Annotated in this window: 15 protein-coding genes; 7 read left to right on the top strand and 8 right to left on the bottom strand. The window is 66.1% G+C overall.

The genetic code is table 11. The features are described from left to right. The first annotated feature begins 188 nt into the window (after positions 1 to 188). The 5 genes from QFZ23_RS22405 (at position 189) to QFZ23_RS22385 (ending at position 6,779) form a co-directional block, all read left to right on the top strand. Positions 189 to 2,417, top strand: a complete 2,229-nt coding sequence (locus QFZ23_RS22405) for a CBM96 family carbohydrate-binding protein (RefSeq protein ID WP_306926360.1) — start codon at positions 189 to 191, stop codon at positions 2,415 to 2,417. A gap of 80 nt (positions 2,418 to 2,497) precedes the next feature. Beyond that, positions 2,498 to 3,589, top strand: a complete 1,092-nt coding sequence (locus QFZ23_RS22400; RefSeq protein WP_306926359.1) for a hypothetical protein — start codon at positions 2,498 to 2,500, stop codon at positions 3,587 to 3,589. Between the two features lie 13 nt (positions 3,590 to 3,602). Continuing rightward, the gene (locus QFZ23_RS22395) at positions 3,603 to 4,415 is read left to right on the top strand and encodes a glycosyltransferase (RefSeq protein WP_306926357.1); all 813 of its coding nucleotides are present in this window, start codon (positions 3,603 to 3,605) and stop codon (positions 4,413 to 4,415) included. Continuing rightward, positions 4,412 to 5,698 carry a lipopolysaccharide biosynthesis protein gene (locus QFZ23_RS22390; RefSeq protein WP_306926355.1) on the top strand — a complete coding sequence of 429 codons (1,287 nt, stop codon included), beginning with the start codon at positions 4,412 to 4,414 and terminating at the stop codon, positions 5,696 to 5,698. The genes QFZ23_RS22395 and QFZ23_RS22390 overlap by 4 nt, the downstream gene beginning before the upstream one ends. 28 nt (positions 5,699 to 5,726) lie before the next feature. After that, positions 5,727 to 6,779, top strand: a complete 1,053-nt coding sequence (locus QFZ23_RS22385; RefSeq protein ID WP_306926354.1) for a hypothetical protein — start codon at positions 5,727 to 5,729, stop codon at positions 6,777 to 6,779. Between the two features lie 456 nt (positions 6,780 to 7,235). Here the strand turns inward: QFZ23_RS22385 and QFZ23_RS22380 are convergent, their stop codons facing one another. The 6 genes from QFZ23_RS22380 to QFZ23_RS22355 all read right to left on the bottom strand — a co-directional run bounded on the left by QFZ23_RS22380 (position 7,236) and on the right by QFZ23_RS22355 (position 14,126). Next, positions 7,236 to 7,652 (bottom strand): hypothetical protein, encoded by a 417-nt coding sequence (locus QFZ23_RS22380; protein ID WP_306926352.1) that lies wholly within the window; start codon positions 7,650 to 7,652, stop codon positions 7,236 to 7,238. Next, positions 7,642 to 9,552 carry a hypothetical protein gene (locus tag QFZ23_RS22375; protein WP_306926350.1) on the bottom strand — a complete coding sequence of 637 codons (1,911 nt, stop codon included), beginning with the start codon at positions 9,550 to 9,552 and terminating at the stop codon, positions 7,642 to 7,644. The genes QFZ23_RS22380 and QFZ23_RS22375 overlap by 11 nt, the downstream gene beginning before the upstream one ends. Positions 9,553 to 9,554: 2 nt before the next feature. Further along, the gene (locus tag QFZ23_RS22370) at positions 9,555 to 11,150 is read right to left on the bottom strand and encodes a hypothetical protein (RefSeq protein WP_306926348.1); all 1,596 of its coding nucleotides are present in this window, start codon (positions 11,148 to 11,150) and stop codon (positions 9,555 to 9,557) included. A gap of 1 nt (position 11,151) precedes the next feature. Then, positions 11,152 to 12,252 (bottom strand): hypothetical protein, encoded by a 1,101-nt coding sequence (locus QFZ23_RS22365; RefSeq protein ID WP_306926347.1) that lies wholly within the window; start codon positions 12,250 to 12,252, stop codon positions 11,152 to 11,154. Positions 12,253 to 12,319: 67 nt separating this feature from the next. Then, a complete protein-coding gene (locus QFZ23_RS22360) occupies positions 12,320 to 13,318 on the bottom strand; it encodes a glycosyltransferase (RefSeq protein WP_306926345.1) in 999 nt (332 codons plus the stop codon). A gap of 1 nt (position 13,319) precedes the next feature. After that, complete coding sequence (locus tag QFZ23_RS22355) at positions 13,320 to 14,126, bottom strand: glycosyltransferase family 2 protein (protein WP_306926343.1); 807 nt, start codon at positions 14,124 to 14,126, stop codon at positions 13,320 to 13,322. Between the two features lie 599 nt (positions 14,127 to 14,725). On the opposite strand from QFZ23_RS22355, the gene QFZ23_RS22350 reads away from it, so the two are divergent. After that, positions 14,726 to 15,490, top strand: coding sequence for a glycoside hydrolase family 16 protein (locus QFZ23_RS22350; protein ID WP_306926342.1), 765 nt, complete (start codon positions 14,726 to 14,728; stop codon positions 15,488 to 15,490). Positions 15,491 to 15,574: 84 nt separating this feature from the next. On the opposite strand, the gene QFZ23_RS22345 is transcribed toward QFZ23_RS22350, so the two are convergent. Next, a complete protein-coding gene (locus tag QFZ23_RS22345) occupies positions 15,575 to 16,456 on the bottom strand; it encodes a metallophosphoesterase (protein ID WP_373427952.1) in 882 nt (293 codons plus the stop codon). Positions 16,457 to 16,896: 440 nt separating this feature from the next. Between QFZ23_RS22345 and QFZ23_RS22340 the strand changes: the two genes are divergently transcribed. Continuing rightward, positions 16,897 to 17,709: a S1 family peptidase gene (locus tag QFZ23_RS22340; RefSeq protein ID WP_306926339.1), complete on the top strand. Its 813-nt coding sequence runs from the start codon at positions 16,897 to 16,899 to the stop codon at positions 17,707 to 17,709. A gap of 3 nt (positions 17,710 to 17,712) precedes the next feature. Here QFZ23_RS22340 and QFZ23_RS22335 read toward each other — a convergent pair whose 3' ends face one another. Continuing rightward, a complete protein-coding gene (locus QFZ23_RS22335) occupies positions 17,713 to 18,048 on the bottom strand; it encodes a hypothetical protein (RefSeq protein ID WP_306926337.1) in 336 nt (111 codons plus the stop codon). Positions 18,049 to 18,274 lie beyond the last annotated feature (226 nt).

Here is an 18,274-nt window from a genome sequence, read left to right as displayed (position 1 = left end):
AACCCCTACAACAGGGGCCGGTTCAGAAAATCCCAACCTTTTTACAAGTTGTTGAGTCGAACATGTTCCGAGGGGGAGTGCACGCAAGTTGCCAGGACCGCAGCAGCAGGCGCTTCGATTTCTCGTATCCAGCCGGAAGGTTGCTCGGGACTGGCATAGGCAAACAACTTCAATGAGTGGTGAGGCTAGTGACCAACCCTAAACAGGTCGACGTTCAACTCGGGGGAGCGACGTTGCTGAACGATGCATTTTTTCACATGGGCGGGCGTGGTAGAGGTCACAGGACTTCCCTGCTTGTACATGCCCTGCTGGCAGCGCTGCTGCTTGCGCTGAGTGCCCTGGTGGTGCCGGCTACGGCGGTGGCTGCTGCGGGTGATGTTGGGGTTGAGGATTTCTCGCATTCGGGGACGGGGACGCCCACGGGTACGAAGCGGCAGACGAATGCATTGTGGTTCAACGACGGGATCTGGTGGGGGAACCTGTGGGACACTGCCAGCTCGGATTTCCACATCTTCCGGTTCAACGCCGCGACGAGCTCGTGGGTCAATACGGGTGTGGCGACGGAGACGCAGGCGAACACTCATCATGACGTGTTGTGGGACGGGAAGACCTTGTTTGTGGCGAGCTATCGGTTCGTCAATGACGGCCTGCCGTTTGAGCCGAACTTCCCGTCAACAATGCGGCGTTACAGCTACAACTCAAGTACGAAGACGTACTCGCTGCTGGGCTCTGCAAGAATCCACAACAACAAGGTTGAGACCATGTCCATCGACAAGGACTCGACTGGTCGGGTATGGGCCACCTGGCAGCAGGGGAACCGGATCTTTCTGAACGTCACCGGCACCGATGGCACGACGTGGGGAACGCCGTTCGCGCATCCTGCGTCGTTGAGCAACGTGTCTGTGGACGACACGTCGGCTGTGATCGCCTTCGGCGGAGCCGGCAACGGCAAGATGGGTGTGATGTGGAGCCGGCAGCTCGGTGACGCCACCGACGGCATGTACTGGAGCTTCCACGTCGATGGGGCCTCGAACTCCACCTGGTCCACTCCTGTGGCGGCGGTGAAGGGGCTGCGCAGCGGTGATGACCACATGAACCTGAAATGGCTTGACTCCACGGGTGGCCGGGTCTTCGCCGCAACTAAAACTTCGAACACGTCGGCGTCCCTGCCGCTGATCCAGCTGTTGGTATTGAATAACACGACATCAACATGGTCGGCGCACACGATCGCGACCGTGTCGGAGTGCCCGAACCGGGTGATCGTCATGATCGACGAGTTTGCGCAGAAGCTGCGTACCTTCGCTACCTATCCGAAGCCGAGTGGCACGACGAACGCCGGTGTCTGCACCAGCTCGGGCGGTGCGGTTTACGAAAAGTCCACGTCGCTGGACACTATCAACTTCACCACCACGAAGACGGCCCGCATTGTGGACGCCGACCAGTATGTGCACAACGTAACGTCGACGAAGCAGAACCTCAACAGTACGGCGGGAGGCACGGCCAACAGCGGCCTCCTGGTGCTCGCCGATGTGAACGCCACAAGCCGGTACTGGCACTACTACGACTCCACCGGCGGCGGTGGGGGTACTGACACCACGGCTCCGACGGTGACGGCTACGTCCCCGGCTCCAGGTGCGACCGGTGTGGCGGTGGCGGCGGATGTAACGGGAACGTTCTCGGAGACGATGACTGCGTCGACAATTAATTCCACCACATTCACGCTGAAGAACCCAGCAGGGGCGACGGTGGGCGCCGCAGTGAGCTATGCGGGCGGGGTTGCGACACTGAACCCGACTGCGGATCTGACGCCGGGTACGACGTACACGGCGACGATCAGGGGCACCTCTATTGGGGTGAAGGATGCTGCCGGTAACGCGATGGCGGCGGACAAGACCTGGCAGTTCACCACGGCTGTCGCGGGCGGCGGTACGACGTCCCAGACCGTCACCCTCACGGCGACCGCTGACAGCTACGTGACGGGCGCGACGCCGGGCACGAACTTTGGCACCAGTACCCTGCTGGGTGTGGACAACAGCCCGGTGGAGGCCACGTACTTGAAGTTCGACCTGTCGCCCTATGCGGGCAGGACGCTGGAGAGCGCGACCTTGCAGCTGCGCAGCGCCGGGAGTGGGTCCACGGGCAAGCAGAACGTCAAACTGGTCACTAATGACGGCTGGACCGAAACCGGGATTACGTTCAACAACCGTCCGGCGATGGGCACCACCGCTATCGGCACGCTCGGCCCGACAGCGACGAACACCGGCTACAGCGTTCCGCTGACGGTTACCGGCCTCGCCGGTGAGCTTGGCCAACAGCTCTCTCTTGGCATGGACTCCAGCAGCAGCGACGGCCTGGACCTTAACTCCAAGGAGACCGGCAGCACGCTCGCACCCAAGCTGGTGCTCACCCTGAAGTAGTAGGTGGACGGTGTCCGCACTGCCGACACCGTCCACACCAGCAACACCATCCGACCGACACCACCCAGACAGGGACGACCATGCGCACCTTGCAGACCAAGGCACTGCACTTCGACATCCACGGCCGCGTCACGATCCGCGTCGACGCAACGGCGCCGGCAGCGCGCCAGCTCCAGAGCATGCTGGCGTGTTTCGCCACCGACACCGAACGCCCGGCCAACATCATCGTCGATGACCGGCTGGAGCCGATGCCGGATGCTGGTTTGGTCGAGCACGAGCTCGCGTACACGGGAAACAGCGTGCGGTTCCAAGCCGATCGGGTCCAGGTCGTGAGGGATGCAGAGCAGTGGCGCATTCACGGGCCGGGCGAGCTGTTGACCTCCGTGGTTCCTGTTCTCGATGCCGCCATGGTCGGTCGAGGTGCCGGTATGATCCACGCGGCAACGATGGCCTACCGCGGTCACGCGATCGCGCTTCCCGCCGCCGGAGGGACCGGCAAGACGAGCACCGTCGCGAAGCTGATGCGGCGCGAGGGGTGGTCGTTCATGGGCGACGACTGGGCTTTCCTCGCCGAAGACGCCACGCTGCTCGGCTACGCGAAGCCGATGTTCATCAAGCCGCACCACCGGGCCATCTACCCGCACCTGTTCGAAGGTGTCCGGAAGCCCCTCATCCCGCCACGGCTCTCAAAGAGCGTCGGCCGTCTCACCACACTGGTGCACCCTTACGTCATCCGTTATCCGCGCCTCGCTGACTTCTCCCGGCGATGGTCGCCGGAGCACCGCATGGTGGAGGCGGGGACCGCGTTCCCGGGGCGGGAAGTGACCACCTCGGCACCCCTCGCGGCCGCCATCTACGTCGAGCGGTTCGAGGGCTCACGGTCCCGGATCGTCGAGCGGACGAGCGATTGGATGGTCGACCGCATGCTCGGCAACTTCCACATCGAGATGGCGGGCTTCTCACAGCGGGTCGTGACCGGCCTGGCGGCCACGTCCGTCGTCCCATGGCGCGAGCACTTCGCGGCGAAGGGGCTCGTGCTGAGCAAGGCCCTCGATGGCCGGCCCTGCCACCTGCTGCAGGTGCCCTCCGCATACTCGGCGGACGAGGCGTCGGACGACATCGTCCGGTATCTCGAGGAGCTGCTGCCGTCGGTTCTCGACGAGCAGGCCTGAGGGGTGGGGCACAGTGAGTCATAGCCCAGCCGAAGTCACCGCGGTCGTTCCGGCCCGCAACGCGGAGCAAATGCTCCCGCGCTGCCTGGAGGCCTTGCGCCAGTCCGGTGTCGCCGAGATCATCGTGGTGGACGGATGCTCCACCGACCGTACCGTCAGCATCGCCCGTGAGGCCGGTGCCCGGATCCTGAGTGACGAGGGCCGCGGCCTTCCATGGGCTCGGACGCTCGGTGTGCAGAGCAGCAGCACCCGATGGGTCCTGCTGGTCGACTCCGACGTCGTGTTCGGGCCCCATGGAGTCGCCGACTTGCTAACGGAGCTGGTCGAGGACGGTTACGACGCACTTCAGGCTGGCCTGGAGAGTGTCGGGGGACCGGGCTACTGGGGACAGGCGCTGGCACATCACCATCGCACCGGCCGCAGCCGCAACTGGTTCGGGCTCGTGGCGACGCTCGTCGATCGGGACCTGATGCTGGGCTTGGGTTTCGACGACTCGTTCAAGTCGGGTGAGGACATCGAGTTGCGTTGGCGAATGCGGGAGTCAGGGATGCGAACGGCGGTGTCACGCCGGGTCGTTGTCGAACATCGTTTCGCCGCAGACGACTTCGACTTCGCGCTCGACCAGTTCCTCATGGACGGAACGGGACTGGGACGGATGATCCGCAAACACGGCTGGCGCGGTGCGAGGTTGGCGCTGCTGCCCGCCGCCGCGGCAGTCCGGGGCAGCGCCTTGAGCCTTGCCGCAGGCCAGCCCCGATGGCTGCGCTACTACGTCGCCTTCTGCTGGTACAACTACGCGGGCCTGGCGAGGGGTCTCGCGTCGTGAGGGCTGGTCGGGGGACCGCTGTCACGGACGCTTCGACCGTCCGGCACTCCGCCCTGCGCAGCTCCCTCGGCCTCATCGCGGGCAAGGCCGCCCAGACGGGCGCGGGTTTCGCCTTTTGGATCGTGGCCGCGCGCGCGACGTCCGACCGTGAGGTCGGGCTCACCACTGCAGCGGTCTCGGCGGTGATGATCTGCACGCAGCTCGCGGTGCTGGGCGCCGGGTCGGCCGTGATCGTCGCAGTGGGGCGAGGGGAACCGCCCGCACGGGTGCTCGACGCGGCGTTCGCCATCGTGGGGGTAGCCGGCACCGGGCTAGCCCTCGGTTACCTCGTGCTGCAGTCGTCCGTGACGCCCGACACGGCCTCGGTGTCGATTCTTTTCTGGCTCACGTTCATTCTGGCTGCGGTCACCGGCACCTTGGTCATCGTGCTGGACCAGGCGCTCGTGGCGTTGGGACGCGGTGCGAGCGCGACCTTGAGGTACACGTTGGGGGGCGTCGTTTCCCTAGGGGCTGTGGCGCTCGTGGCCTGGCAGGCGCACGGCGCCTCCGCCGACGTGCTGATGGCCTGCTGGGCCCTCGGGACAGCCGTGGCGTGCGTCGTCGGAGCGGTCCAGCTGCGAAGACTGGTCGGCTACCGGCCGCGACCGTCCTTGCGTTCGGTGCGCCGCGGGCGTCCACTGCTGGCGCTGGGCATTCCACACCAGCTCCTCACGCTCACTGAGCGAGCCCCCGGGCTGGTGCTGCCGCTCCTGCTTGCGCACATGGTGGCTCCGGAGGCCGCTGCTTACTGGTATCCCGCATGGATGATGGCCTGGGCCGCCTACACCGCTCCGATGCTGATGGGCATCGTCCAGTTCTCCGAGGGTGTCCGCGACCCGGACCGCCTGGTGTCGACCACCTGGGCGAGTCTCCGTTGGTCGCTCGCTGTAGGGGGTTTGGCTGCCGCCGTCCTCGCACTCTTCGCCCACCCGCTGCTCAGCCTGCTGGGGGAGCGGTACGCCGACTCGTCCGCCGACGCTCTGCGGTGGTTGGCGGCCGGACTGGTGGGGTACGCGGTGCTGCAGGCTTACAACGCCGTGTGCCGGGCCCGCGGTCGCTACGCGGAGGCGATCGTGGTCGGCCTGACGCTCGGAATCGCCCTGTGCGCCGCAGCGCTGTCGGCCGCCGACAGGGGCGCCAGCGCCATGGCCCTTGCATGGCTGGTGGTGCTCTCCACCGGAGCCGCGGCGGTCGGCCTCCGGCTGGTCGCCGTCCTACGGCGCGTCACGCGGGACGCGCGATGATTCTTCCACGCGTGCTGGGACTTCTCGCGTGAGCCGCGCGGCGCGGTGGTGGCTCCTCAGCGACCTCCACCTGGGCGCGTCGGACGACGACCCCCGGTGCCCCGGCAGAGTGCTGCCCGAATTCCTTCGCCGTGAGGTGCTCGCAACCTCCGGTCCGCAGCTGCACGTCGCCTTCGTCGGTGACACGTTCGAACTGGTCGGGTTCGCCGAGGACGAGAGCCTGGCCCGGCTCGAGTCCATCCTCGCCCACCACCCAGACACGTTCCGGGCGCTGGAGGCATGTGCGGCGCGCGGCGTGCAGCTGCACTTCGTGTCCGGCAACCACGACGTGGAGCTGGCCCGGCCCGCGGTTGCCGCCCGCCTGTCGGCACTGCTGTCACCCGTCGAGCCGACACTGGTCCGGGTGTACCCGTGGTTCCTGCACGTGCCCCACGTGCTCGTGGCCGAGCATGGGCACCAGCACCATGCGCTGCATCGGATGCCCGAGGTGCTCCGCACGGCGGTCAACGGCACCGACGAGCTGGACCTACCACCGCTCGCCGCCTGGAACGCCCACCCGTCGCGGTCGCGCCTGAGCCGTGCCGGGGCCGTTGCCCGGGCCTGCCTGGCGTCCGAGCGGGCGGAACGCCGCGTCCGGAAGCTCGCATACGACGAGCTGTTGCAGGCCGAGTCCCTGCGGCTCTCGCTCGACGGAGTGGCCGTTCGGGACCTGGCGCGCCTGTCCCGGTTCCGGACGGTGTCGGCGCTCCCGGTCGCGGCGACTCGCATGTTGCTAGCGGCCGCCGGGCGCAGAGTAACCGGCGAGGAGGCTCCTGCTGCAGCGGGCCGGTTCGCACGTACCCTGGAAGCGCACGGTTCCGGGGTGGCCTGGTACATCTCGGGCCACACCCACCGTGCCCTCGAGTCGACGCTGGAGGCATGCCCCACCCGGTACGTCAACACCGGCACGTGGTGTTCGGACGTCCGCGGTCGCGGACCGGACCAGTCGGACCGGCGGGCGTTCCCGTACGCCGTGGTCGACGTCGCCGGCGACGGCGCCACCAGCGGCGGGCTGCGGTACTGGCGCCCGGACTGTGACTGAGCCGTACCGGCGTCGGCAGCGGCGGACATCCCCTGCGCTTCTTTCCTTCCGCGGTGCGCCGCTCGATGCTCAAGGCTTGTGACACTGATTGTTACGGTGCTGCTGTACTCGAGGACGCCGTCGAACCACGCCCGGAGTCTACACTGCCCGCCCGCTAGCTCATTCGTTTGTCCTCACTACCGTGTTCGGCCCCGTGTTCGGCCCGTGACCGGCACAGGCGTGGCCGGTCACGGGCTGCCGGGTTACCGTTCCAGCAGCCTGTGCCGGCCACGCCAGGGGCGAAACGCCGTCAAAGCACTTGGATGAGCCTAGTGACAAGCGATACGCAGATTAGGGAAAGGAGAGCCGCCGCGGTGTAGACCGCAACTTTCGGCAACGGGGCGTCCGGCCGAACCAGGCGCAAGGCATCACACGCGACCACTGCCACGACGGTGGCAAAGCCAGCCAGAAAGACAATCATGACGCACCTGCCGTGGAGGCCGGGAACCTCTTGGCTCCGAGGACCAGCAGGAGCAGGGTGATCAGGGACAGCACGAACACCGCCACGGGCGGGGACCACATCCCGGCAAACACCATGGCCGTCGACACGATCGTGGAGAGGGCCAGGCTTGAGGCCACGGCGATGGATATCGCCAACGGAAGGGTGCTCTGGGCAGCCGAGCGGTGGGCTCCTGCGCCCTCCGCGACATCGGTTTCGTCGGTCCCTGGTGAGCCGAGCCGGAGCCAGAGAACCAGCGCTGTTCCGGGACCGGCGAGCATCAGGAGGCCGATGACCACCAGCCGCAGTCCTTCCGGGCCGAAAAACGATAGCGGCATCGCGGCCACGGCGACGGCCGCCGCAACTAATGCGATGTGTTTACGATCAATTGCCATTGCCTGCTCCTTGAATGTGGAAGACCACGCCACCGGCGTTCTCGAACAGCTTCGACCAGCCCGGCGAGCTGCCGCAGTTGGCGATGATGCGGTCAAGGTCCCCCGGGGGCGTCGTTTCGAGAAGGTCCGCGGCGCGCTTCTGGCTTGTGGTGATGATCAGATAGGCGCCATTGCCGGAACTGCGTGCGATGCTGTTGCCTGCATCACAGGTTAGGGGTTGCGGCCCGGACTCCTGCGGGTCCGCCGCCAGTACGCGGTAGTGGTATTCCACGTACTTTTCGAATTTCCAAGGCGTGTTGCTCACTCCCTCTATGAGGAGGCTTCCAGTCGGGGCAGTTTCGTAAAGCCGGTTAACCAGCGCTACCTCGTCGGATGTGAACCTCTCCATGCTGTCATTGCCGTATCTGGTCACCACGGTGGCGGATGCCAGCAAGGACCCCATTGCCAACAGACCCACTGCACGCCTCCAGCCGGGGGCGCCGCGGTGGTCCGGCATGAGCGTCAGCACGGCAAGGCAGGCCGCGAACGGCAGGCTGATGAGGTACAGCCGGAGCAACAACTCGCCGCCGTAGGCTTGGCCGGGAATCAAGGTAAGTGGTGCCAGTACCCCGAGCGCCGCCGTGAGCCACGCGGTGCGCCGCCGGTGTGCCAGGAAGGCGCCCAACGCGGCGAGCAGCCAAACCAGCGCCACTTCGGCCAGGCGCGTGTAAACCACCAGCACATGGTCGTCGCTCCCGGCAACGCGCTGCGACACCGCACCAAGGGTGTTTCCCTGGACGTCACCGAAAGATCCGAACAGCTGGGTCAGGTGGCCCTCGAAGAAGTCACGCGCCACGAACACCAGCCACCCTAACGACAGCACCGCTGCGAGGATCGGCAGGGATGGCACCCGGATCCGTCCGCTCATCAGGAACACGGTAAGGATCGGGATGGCCGCGAACGGCGTCAACTGGTGTGAGGCAATTATTGCGATCAGGAGGCCGACGCTGACCACCAGAAGGACTGCCGCATCCGCTGGCGGCGGGCTGGACATTCCCTGGTGCGGGACGGTTGGATCAAGCCGGGTTGCGCCACGGGCCAGGAACCTCGTGAACCGGTTGCTGCCGGTGGGCCAGGCCCAGCCGCTGAAAGCGCTCAGGAGGCAGGCAAGCAGGGTGACGAGGAGCAGGAAGCCGTAGGCCTGGGGTGCAAGGTAATCCTGACCCACCCAGCTGGTCAGGTAGAAGAACCATACGCCGGCCCACGCCTGCCGTGGCTGGGATGTCAGCCTCCTGGCCAAAGCCAGAAGGGGCGCCAGCAGCAGCAGATTCACGCCCAGAGGAGCCCACGTGGCGATGCTCATGAGGTCCCGGACGCCAGTCGCGCCGGACAGCAGCCCTAGGAGATCGAAGAAACCCGGCCAGTTGAAATAGGCGTCCTGGTTGGTGTCCAGCTGGCCTGAACTGGCGATGTGGTCGGCGACGCCGAGGTGCCGGTAGCTGGCTTGCAAGCGGGGCAGGCCATGGATGATGGGGTCGGCGGCATGCAGGATCACCACCAACACCAGTATCTGGGTGGACAGCAACACTGGAGCGTGCCGGGGCAGGTTTAGCGTTGCCACGAAACCGGCCAGACTGAGGAAGACCGCAACGAAGTAGGTTGGCGGTAGCGCCTCCACCAGTCCTGTCCCGCCAATCCGGTCGGGAGCTACGCTCATCAGGCTCCAGATCCCGAGGGTTAGGGCGACGGCAGCCATGGCCGCGAGAGTCACAAGCTGCCACGGCGGTGTGGGGCCGTGATGAACGACGTCGGGCGGGACCGGGCCGCCGTACTTGGCGCCGCTGTGCTTCGTTGCAGCGCGTCGCTGCGGGGCCGGCGACAACGGCACCGTGGGCACCGCGGAGGTAGGTTCGGATGTCATGGTTACTCGATTCCGGTCGGCTGGTTTGTTGCCGCTGACGCGAGCTGGACCCGTTCAGCGTTGGGGGTTGGTGGCATCAGCATCCTGAGACGCCAGATAGCAATCAGAGCAGCGGACGCCTGGGCGGCGCACCAGAGCGCTGAGACGCCGAGGAGGCCGAATTCGCGGGCGGCAAGGGAGGCTGGCCCCACGATAAGGACGGCCGCCAACACAGCTACGGCTGTGGCCTCGGCCAGGCGGCCCTGGGCCCGGCACACACCGAAGTAAACCTGGGTCACGCAGCCCAGCAGCAGCGCCGGCACCAGGACAGGAAGCAGGATGGCGGTCGCCCCGTACTCCCGGCCAAGGAAACCGAGAAGGTGGGGGCCAGCAATGAGCAACATTGCTCCGGCGACGAACGTGAGGGCGAGGCTGGCCTTGAGTGCGGAGGACACCAGCCCAGGCCTTGACCTGCCCCCGGCCAGCGCGGTCTGCAGGGAGAACCCGGACGACCGGGGAAAGAAGAAGACCGCCGAAGCCATCATCCACACCATGTACCAGGACGCGGTTGCGGCCGGGCCGAGGGCAGCGGCCACGATCAGCGGAAGAAGATAACCGGGGGCGCGGTCTGCGAGCATCAGCGCATGGTTCGGCAGCCCGGGCTTCAGCAGCCGCAGGGCCGGTCCGACCCGGAGCCCGTGCTTCCAGTCCGGTGACACCCCGGCACGGTTGAGCTGGCGCAGCCCGAGGACCACGCTGACCAGGGCGCCGGCGCCCACCGCCCCCACCACCACTGCCACTTCCCGGACGCCGGCGGCCAGGGCGAAGGCCAGCACAGCCAGCTGCACCACGCTCTGGGCCAGGCTCCTGACCAGCGCGCGGTCAGAGCGTTCCTGCGCTACGCCCACATGGTCCAGCTGGTACGCGGCCGCGGCGAACAGTGCCGTCGCGGCGAACATCACGGTTATGACCGGATCATTCCAGGCCAGGCCCACGCCGGACCCCAGCCCGTAGGTCACCGCTGCCACAGCACCGGATAAAATCATTGTGGAGACCACGACGGTGAGGAGGCTGCTGGCAACCAGCCGGCGGCCGCCGTCGGACTGTTCGGGGAGCAGGGTCAGAGTGGCCGGGCCGACTCCCAACATCCCAAGCTGCACGGTCAGGAGCGCCGCGGCCACCACGGCGGAACCCATGCCGAGCTGCGCTGGCGGCAGCATGATCGCCGCCAGCGCCCAGAACAGGAAACCGGTGGCCATCGGGGCCACCCGGGCGGCGGTCAGCCAGGCCGCGTTCCCGCCCACGGACAGCCCGGTGCCGGGCGGACGCATGAATTCGCCAAACATCGACCGGGGCACATGCAGCAGCGACACGCCGACGCCGCGGATGCTCGCCAGCAGCGGCAGCAGCACAAGCCGTCCCGAACGGCCGGGATGCTTGCGGGCATCGAACGAGTCCATGATCCGGTGCCCCAACCCCCTGGTGACCAGGCCGAACTGCAGGCCGTCGTAGCCGCACGGCCTAAACTCGTCCAGGAGCCCGCCCTGGGCTCCCGGCGGCTGGATGACGCCGGCAGGAACCACCACGGACACCTCGAGGTCACTCACGTGGACGCCCATGTCACTCCTCCAGCTTGGAGCTAATCAGGCCGGCAACGTAGTCGGACGTCCGGTCGGCGGACCAGGAGGCGGGAATCCTGAGCAGGGAGCACGGCACGTCCTCAAGGGCGCGGCGTACCACGGCCGCCTTCTGGCTGAAAAATTCCTCTAGCGGAACCAGGCCCGTCGCGCCAAGGGCCTCGATCAACCGCCGTGACACCACCGGGAGCTCGGAGTGAAAGTTCCCGACGATGCGGGAGGTCATCCATTCCCGGCTGCGCGTCTCCAGCCGGGCTTCAGAACCGTCGTAGCGTTCCAGGAAGATGGCCAGCCGGGTGAGCGCCGCCGAGGATATGCCGTCCTGCCCGAAGACCAGTTCCGGGTGGACCATCCGGTGCTCCGGGGACCAGCGGCGCGTGAACGCGGCGGTCTTCGGATAGCGGACGATCACCGGGTGGACGGCCGTGGCGAGGTGGGCCACCGTATTCGTGAGCCAACCCGGGGCGAGGGGCTTGCGGGCACCGCTGAACACCTCGGGGTAGATCCTGCGGTGGTGCGGCTTGAGGAACATGGGCTTCGCGTATCCCATGAGCATGCCGTCTGCGTCCAGGAACGCCCAGTCATCGGCCATGAAGCGCACGCCGGGCATGGCCACGAGCTTCGCGACCGTGCTGGTCTTGCCCACGCCGCCCCAGGCGGGAAGGAGGACTCCCGAGCCTCGGAAGTCGACCACCGCCGCGTGGATCATGGCGGCGTTTTGCCGGATGCACAGCCGGTCCAGCAAGGGGATGACGGCGGTCAGCAGCTCGCCGCGGCCCTGGACCGAGTAACCGTCGAGGGTTTCCTGCACCTGGACCCGGTCCGCGGGGATGTAGAGGGACCCGGCCGTGAACCGGAAGGCATCCTCGGCGTGCGACTGGTCCGCCACGTCCGCCGTTTCCGCGCTGACATGCAGCCGGAGCGGCGCCCGGGACGGTCCGAGGAATGGTGCGAGCATGTCGCGCAGCTGTGCCTCGCCGGGCGTGCCGGCGGCCACGTCGATGCCCACGAGCCCGTGGACGTCGAAGCTGGTGCCGGTGGACGGGATCGAATCCCTCACGATGTCTTTTTCGGACTGGCTCATGCCCCGGGCCCTCCAGCGGTCTCGGCAGTATCGGCGTGGTCAGGGGTGTACTGCGGGTACATCCGGATCATTTGACTTCCCTCCAGCTGGCGTGTGGCTCGTGCGGCGCGAGACCCGCGTCCGCCGGATCAAGGGGAAGGCGGCGTCCCCGGATGTACCCGCAGGTAGTGACGGCCAGCACGGCGACGATGGCCATTGCGCGGCGCAGGCCGGCGGGGTCCGTTCCCCGGATCCTGCCCGATATGCCTGAGGCCACGGCACGCGGCAGCACACTCCGGACGTACCGGCGCTCGGGCCCAAGGGCGCGCTTGTGGCCGACGATCTTGCTGACCAAAGCTTTTGATATCCCCTCAGACCAGGCACGTCGCAGCATGTAGCTCAGCGTGCCCCGTTGGGCGGGAACGTAATGGTTCACCAGTGCCGCCGGTTCGAACACCACGCGGCCTCCCGGCGAACCGATGACCGCCCTGATGCAGATCTCCGTCTCCTCGCAGCCCAGGGGCAGCGAGTTCTGGCGGCCCAGCGCAGTGTTGAAACCTCCCACCACCTGGAGGACCTGGGATCGGAAGGACATGTTGGCACCGATGACGTTGCGCACTTCGGCCGCCACCTTGGGCATGCCGCGGTGCGTGCAGCCGATGATCCAGTCCAACTCCTCGGCAAAATAGTCGGGCCGGCTTGTTTCCCATTCCGGCAGGACGCGTCCCCCCACCGCAAGCACATCGGGGTCGTCGTAGAGGGACCTGAGCCGCTCCAGCCAGTCCGGGGCTGCCACGGCATCGTCATCGAGGAAGGCAATGATGCCGGCCGTCGCCGCCGCGGCGCCCGTGTTCCGTGCTCCGGAGAGGCCCTTGGGGCCGGTGTTTTCCAGGATCACGACATCATCGACCGTGAAGATGAGCCTCTTGTACAGGTCCATGTTGTAGTCGACAACCACGATCGTCTGCTGCGGCGGCACTGTCTGGGCGCGGACGGATTCGACGGCGGCCATCAGCCTGTCCCACCGCTCTTCCGTGTACGAGCAGATCACCACGGAAACGGCGGGGAGTCCTTCAGAAGAGTGCATCTTAATCACCTGCCATCAGGCCAAGGACGGTCGCCGGGTCCGTCGGAACGTGGGGGAGGGAAATGCTGGGGTATCTGTACTTCACGCGCCTGAGCGACTCGGGCCGTGCGCCCGCCGTGGGCGCTTCCCAGCCCACGCATTCACGGGCCAGGGTCCGCAATACACGCCACCCGTCGCGGAAGGTGTTGAGGTTTGAGTTGCCAGATATCCGGGTCAGTTCATTGCTGGGCACCTCGGCGATCCGAAGACCCGCCCTGGAGGCGCGCACGATCAGCTCGGTTTCAATTTCGAACCCCTCCGACTCCAGCTCCAGGATCTGCAGGCACTCCCGCCGCATTGCGATGTAGCCATAGCAAAGATCCGAATAGTTGCTGTGCAGGACGACGTTGGCCAGGCGGGTCAGGGCGCGGTTGCCTGCGCTGCGGAGCAGTGTGATGTCCTCGGACCCCCCGCCTGTGACGTATCGGGAGCCCTTGACGAAGTCGAATTCGTGCTGAAGCGGCGAGACGAACCAGCCGATTTCCTGCGGATCCATGCTTCCATCGGCGTCCAGCATGACGATGATGTCTCCGGAGGCCGCGGCAAGCCCGGCCCGTACGGCGAAACCCTTGCCGGCATGGGTTTCCGAGACCACCACCACATCGAGGCGCAGGGCACGGGCGACGTCGACCGTGTTGTCCAGCGAGCGGCCGTCGACGATCACCACTTCGTCGACGTATGAGGGCATGCGGCGCAGAACCCACGGGAGGTTCAAGGCTTCGTTCAGTGTGGGGATCACCACGCTGATGGAGGCCAGAGGAACGGGCACCGGACTTGGTGCACGAACAGTCGAAACTTGTATGGGGATGGTCACTAGCCTCACCACTCATCGGGGTCGTATGCCTATGCCCTCCCGAGCAGCTTTCCCGGGTGGTTACGGGAAATCTAAGCGCCTGCTGCTGCGGTCCTGGCAACTTGCTTGCACTCCCCCTCGGAACATGTTCGGCCCGCCAACTTGTAAAAAGCTTGGGATTCCTTTAACAGACCTCAGTTTTGGGGGTCGGAGATTCCTTGGAATCCCCAAGGCCCAAATGCCATAGTTTCCACATGGCCACCACTCCAGCGCACGGTAACCACCAAAAACACCGCGTAAGGCGGTTTGCCGCGCTCGCCGCGGTGGCGATGCTCACCGCATGCGCTCCCGCGGCCAAGGAAGCGCAGCGGCTGCCGTTGGACCGGCTGCTGCCCGAAACGCAACCCTCAGCAACCACGCCGTCCACTAAGTCACAGTCCCCGGCTACGCCCTCTCAAGCCAGGCCGTCTGCAGCGGCACCGTCTGCAGTGGCACGGGCGGCAGCTGAACCAACGGCAACTGCACAGCCCAAGGCGGCGCCATCGGCGGGAGCACGGCCCGCCCCGGAACGGCCGGTGCCTGCCGTCGACCCGGCGGTGCACAAATTGCCTAAAGGCGACTTGCCCGGCTGGAAGCAGGTGTTCGTGGAGGACTTTGAAGGCGGCGACGTTCCCATTGGCGCATTTCCCGGCCCGGCCTACATCGATAAGTGGAGCGCCGGCTATAAGGACGGGTGGCCCGATTCCGCTGGCCAGACAGGCCAGAATTCACGCTACTATCCATCCAAGGTCCTCAGTGTTAAAAATGGCATGCTGGACTGGTATCTGCACACGGAAAACGGCATCTCAATGGGGGCAGCACCTACTCCCAAGATTCCGAACGCCAGCACCAACCCTCCCCGCGCCAACAGCCTCCTCTACGGCAGGTACTCCGTCCGGTTCAAGGCAGATCCCCTGAAAGGCTTCAAGACAGCTTGGCTCCTGTGGCCGGACAGCAAGATGTGGCCCCGGGACGGAGAAATCGACTTCCCGGAAAGCGACCTGGCTACATCCTCGTTTTACGGAGCAGTGCACAAGATGGGCAAGGACCCGCGCGACACAGATGTCTTCTATGCCAATGCTTCATTCACCTCTTGGCACGTCGCCACTATGGAGTGGACGCCGGGACGGGTCGAGTTCTTCCTTGATGGCCGCTCGCTCGGAGCAGGCACTTCCCGAGTGCCGAACACCCCCATGCACTACATACTCCAAACGGAATCCTGCATGTTTAATGTGTGTCCCAAGCCTGGGACGGCAGGGCACCTCTACCTGGACTGGATCGCTATCTGGAAACGCGGCTAGAGGGGTCGTGGCCGCCGCACGGCCCAAGGCTTCCCGCCGGCAGCAGCGGACTAGCGGGACATGGCCCGGCCGCGGCTCCTGCCGCTACTTCCGTTCGATCTCGAAGCCGTCCGTGAACGTGTAGCCGGCCGCCGGAACGAACCGGGCTGAGAGCCGGTCCGCGGTGGCTGTCACGTCCAGGGTGCCGAGCGCGGCGTCACGGTTCTTCCCGGACCAGGCAGCAAAGTAGGGGGATTCGGGGTCCTGGTCGTTGACCTCATAGAGCCCCACGCCGCCGGTTCCCACGGTGGCGAACACCGTTCCGGCGCCCTGGACCATGGCATTGTCCGAGTCGGCGAGGCAGCCTCCGGAGAAGGTGTCCGGCACCAGCGCCGGGCAGCCCTGGCCGCGGCCCAGCTGATGGCTCCGCTGGTAGTTGTGGTCGTGGCCCGTCACCACCAGGTCCGCCTTCTTGTCGATGAGCAGGTTCGTGAAGTCGCGCCCGGCCTGGCAGTCGTACTTGCCCACGCTGAGGCACGGGGTGTGCATGCCGACGACGGTCCAGGGGATCTTCTTGAACCTCGCGCCGTCAAGGGCGGCCGCTGTCCACCCCCAGCGCTCGCTGCCCCTGGAGTAGTCCAGGGTGTTTCCGTCGTGGAACTTGATGCCGGGGGACACCATGATGAAGCGCACCAGCGGGTTTCGTTCCGGGTAGTCGGCATACCACTGAATTCCGTACTCGCCTTGGAGCCCCGGCAGCTTGTTGGGGAGGCAGTTGACGATGTTGGCGATGTCGCCGTCGTGGCCGTCACTCTCGTGGTTTCCCGTGACCACCTGATAGGGAAAGTTCCCGCCCAGCTTGCCGGTGACCATATCGCAGAACTCCTGCTCGCGCCCGGCCTCGTACGAGAAGTCGCCAAGGGCCAAGTTCAGCTCGGGACGGAGGTCGTTGATGGCGTCAAGCACCACGCGGGCTCCCGTGCTCAGCCCGATGTCGCCCTGGGCCGTGAAATGGACGGCGGCTGGCGCTGTGGCGGAGGCGGGCCCAGCAGGGGAGGAGGACTCTGCCGGCCTGGGCGGCGCGGTTGCCGGCGGTCCGGACGGGCCGGGCGAAACCGGCCTTCCCGGCAGTGGCGGGGGCGGACCCTGTTGGCAAGCAGTGAGCAGCAGCCCCAGTGAGAGTACGGCCGGAGCCATGCCGGACCATCTCCGCTGCTTCGATGGTCCAGTCATGATCCCTCACATCAGGGAACTGGGCCTGATGCCGCTGCAGGCCGGGGGAACAGTTATTTCTGCTGGCCCCCAGACCATACCCCGGTCCCCGCGTCGGATGACAGTGACAGTATAAGTAACAAATATGACAAATCTTGTCACTGTGCGTACGCTCGCAGTCGGACCTCTCGCACCCAACGCTAAGGAGCCTCACGTTGAAGATTGCGAAAATCCTGGCCACGGCCGCGGCCGGCGCGGCGCTGCTGGCTCCCGTTCCCTGCGGCCCGCCGGCTCAGGCCGCGGTGGGCAAAGAAGTTCTGGCCAATGAGGTGCCGGCCAAGGAGGTGGAAGCCCCTGTCGGTGACGGCACGTTCAGCAGGGACATCGCCGGCGGCAGTACCACCACAGTTTCAGCCGCCCCCTTCGCGGCGCAAGTTTCCTTCGACTCCGCAGGCACCAACGTGGGGTGCACCGGCAGCCACATCGCGGCGAGCTGGGTCATCACGGCCAAACACTGCAACTCCACGAGCCTGAGGTCGGTCCGGCTGGGCAGCAGCTACCTCGGAACCGGAGGTGCGGTCCGTTCGGTGGCCGCGCGCTACGCGGCACCGGCAGGGGATGTCCTGCTGCTGAAGCTGTCCACGCCGTACTACGGCTCCTATGTGGGCCTGTCCAGTTCTTTTCCTGCCACCGGAACCCGCGCGACGGTCTATGGTTGGGGGGATCAGTCCGAGGGGTCCGGCGCCATGTCCTATTACCTCAAGGCGGCGGGCGTCTCGGTGGTCTGGCAGGGCGTGGACAACTATGGCGGCCCGTCTGTCCGGACGCGGTCGGAGAGCGGCCACACGCTCAGTGGCGACTCGGGCGGGCCGCTGATCGTGAACGGCAAACTTGCGGGGGTCCTGTCCACGTCGGACATGCTGCCGGCCCGGAACCCCTCGAATTACACCGGCTACTACAACGACCACGCCTCCGTGGTCCGCAACCTCGCCTGGATCACCAGTGTCTCGGGAGTTCGGGGCTCGTAGGAGTTACATCCCGGGGAGGTCCAGGGTCTCGTACACCTGGATGCTGGCGCCGGGCATCATGAGGTGCGGGTGCCCCTCGAGCAGGGCCAAAGCGCCGTCCATGTCCTCGGCCTGCAGGATGCCGTATCCACCCACGCTCGTGTTCGTGTCCGAGGTGCCCGACTGGCTGACCTCCTTGCCGGCACCCAGGGGCTGGCCCATGTCCACGATGCCGCTGCCGGCCCGGGACGCCCACTCCATCCACGCTTTCATGCCCTCCTGCGCGGCCTCTGGGGAACTCTCCGCCATCTGGGATTGTGCCGACTGTGGTGCGTTGTAAAGAACTACGAACTTCTTCATTGCCGGTCCTGTCTCTGGAGTAGTGGGGCCGTGACCCTCGCAGCCACAGATCGATCCTAGGGGGATTCGGCCTGCGGCGATACAGTTCAAGAGCCACCGTTCACGGAAAATTCGCCCGACCACCAGTCGGCATTTCGCTGTGGGAAAACTTGGCTGTGAAGACCTGAAAAGCAAAGTTGAGCGTAGTAGACTCAAGTTAGCTAAACCGTCTTCGAAAGGAGCTCTC

The organism is Arthrobacter globiformis (genome assembly GCF_030818015.1).
GTDB classification, from domain to species: domain Bacteria; phylum Actinomycetota; class Actinomycetes; order Actinomycetales; family Micrococcaceae; genus Arthrobacter; species Arthrobacter globiformis_C.
The sequence above is the reverse complement of the archived record's forward strand: the minus strand, read 5'-3'. Positions and strand labels throughout refer to the sequence as shown.

What these genes read in the sequence shown, in the direction of transcription:
- QFZ23_RS22400 (WP_306926359.1), top strand. Translation starts at nt 2,498, where the DNA reads ATGCGCACCTTGCAGACCAAGGCACTGCACTTCGACATCCACGGCCGC.
- QFZ23_RS22380 (WP_306926352.1), bottom strand. Translation starts at nt 7,652, where the DNA reads ATGGCAATTGATCGTAAACACATCGCATTAGTTGCGGCGGCCGTCGCC.
- QFZ23_RS22375 (WP_306926350.1), bottom strand. Translation starts at nt 9,552, where the DNA reads ATGACATCCGAACCTACCTCCGCGGTGCCCACGGTGCCGTTGTCGCCG.
- QFZ23_RS22370 (WP_306926348.1), bottom strand. Translation starts at nt 11,150, where the DNA reads ATGGGCGTCCACGTGAGTGACCTCGAGGTGTCCGTGGTGGTTCCTGCC.
- QFZ23_RS22365 (WP_306926347.1), bottom strand. Translation starts at nt 12,252, where the DNA reads ATGAGCCAGTCCGAAAAAGACATCGTGAGGGATTCGATCCCGTCCACC.
- QFZ23_RS22360 (WP_306926345.1), bottom strand. Translation starts at nt 13,318, where the DNA reads ATGCACTCTTCTGAAGGACTCCCCGCCGTTTCCGTGGTGATCTGCTCG.
- QFZ23_RS22335 (WP_306926337.1), bottom strand. Translation starts at nt 18,048, where the DNA reads ATGAAGAAGTTCGTAGTTCTTTACAACGCACCACAGTCGGCACAATCC.